This is a genomic window from Bacillus sp. VT 712 (assembly GCF_001614195.1).
GTDB classification, from domain to species: Bacteria; Bacillota; Bacilli; order Bacillales; family Bacillaceae_H; genus Priestia; species Priestia flexa.
The window spans coordinates 1-831 of record NZ_LWBK01000113.1 but is presented as its reverse complement, the minus strand read 5'-3'; the positions used below and the strand labels follow the sequence as shown (position 1 = coordinate 831).

Sequence of the window (831 nt, the reverse complement as noted above, 5' to 3'; positions counted from 1 at the left end):
TGCTGAAAGCATCTAAGCATGAAGCCCCCCTCAAGATGAGATTTCCCATAGCGCAAGCTAGTAAGATCCCTGAAAGATGATCAGGTTGATAGGTCAGAGGTGGAAGCACGGCGACGTGTGTAGCTGACTGATACTAATCGATCGAGGACTTAACCAAATTAGAAAAAGCGAAGGCGACTAATTAGGAGCCATAGCTAGACAGTAAACTTAGTACTCAGCAAAATGTTATCTAGTTTTGAGAGAATAAAAACTTAAAAAGAGTCTTGATTTCTTTCAAAAATGTTGTATAATGTAATATGTCTGGTGGCGATAGCAGAGAGGTCACACCCGTTCCCATGCCGAACACGGAAGTTAAGTTCTCTAGCGCCGATGGTAGTTGGGACTTTGTCCCTGTGAGAGTAGGACGTTGCCAGGCTGTTATATCAATGGAGGATTAGCTCAGCTGGGAGAGCACCTGCCTTACAAGCAGGGGGTCGGCGGTTCGATCCCGTCATCCTCCACCATGAATATGTTGCCGGTGTAGCTCAACTGGTAGAGCAACTGACTTGTAATCAGTAGGTTGGGGGTTCAAGTCCTCTTGCCGGCACCACTTTCGAGCCATTAGCTCAGTTGGTAGAGCATCTGACTTTTAATCAGAGGGTCGAAGGTTCGAGTCCTTCATGGCTCACCATTTTAAATACACACATGCGGGTGTGGCGGAATTGGCAGACGCGCTAGACTTAGGATCTAGTGTCTTTACGACGTGGGGGTTCAAGTCCCTTCACCCGCACCATTTAATTTCATAATGCGCGGAAGTAGTTCAGTGGTAGAACACCACCTTGCCAAGGTGGG

The 831-nt window shown here is 47.3% G+C and carries 4 tRNA genes and 2 rRNA genes; all 6 read left to right on the top strand.

Annotation, left to right across the window (positions count from 1 at the left end):
* Positions 1–157: ribosomal RNA gene (locus A2U94_RS20265) — 23S ribosomal RNA — on the top strand; the annotation flags it as partial.
* Positions 158–299: 142 nt separating this feature from the next.
* A 5S ribosomal RNA gene (gene rrf, locus A2U94_RS20260) occupies positions 300–415 on the top strand.
* Positions 416–427: 12 nt separating this feature from the next.
* Positions 428–503: transfer RNA gene (locus A2U94_RS20255), tRNA-Val, on the top strand.
* Positions 504–513: 10 nt separating this feature from the next.
* Positions 514–589 (top strand) — tRNA-Thr (locus A2U94_RS20250).
* 5 nt (positions 590–594) lie between these two features.
* Positions 595–670 (top strand) — tRNA-Lys (locus A2U94_RS20245).
* A 16-nt stretch (positions 671–686) separates the two neighbouring features.
* A tRNA-Leu gene (locus A2U94_RS20240) sits at positions 687–772 on the top strand.
* Positions 773–831 lie beyond the last annotated feature (59 nt).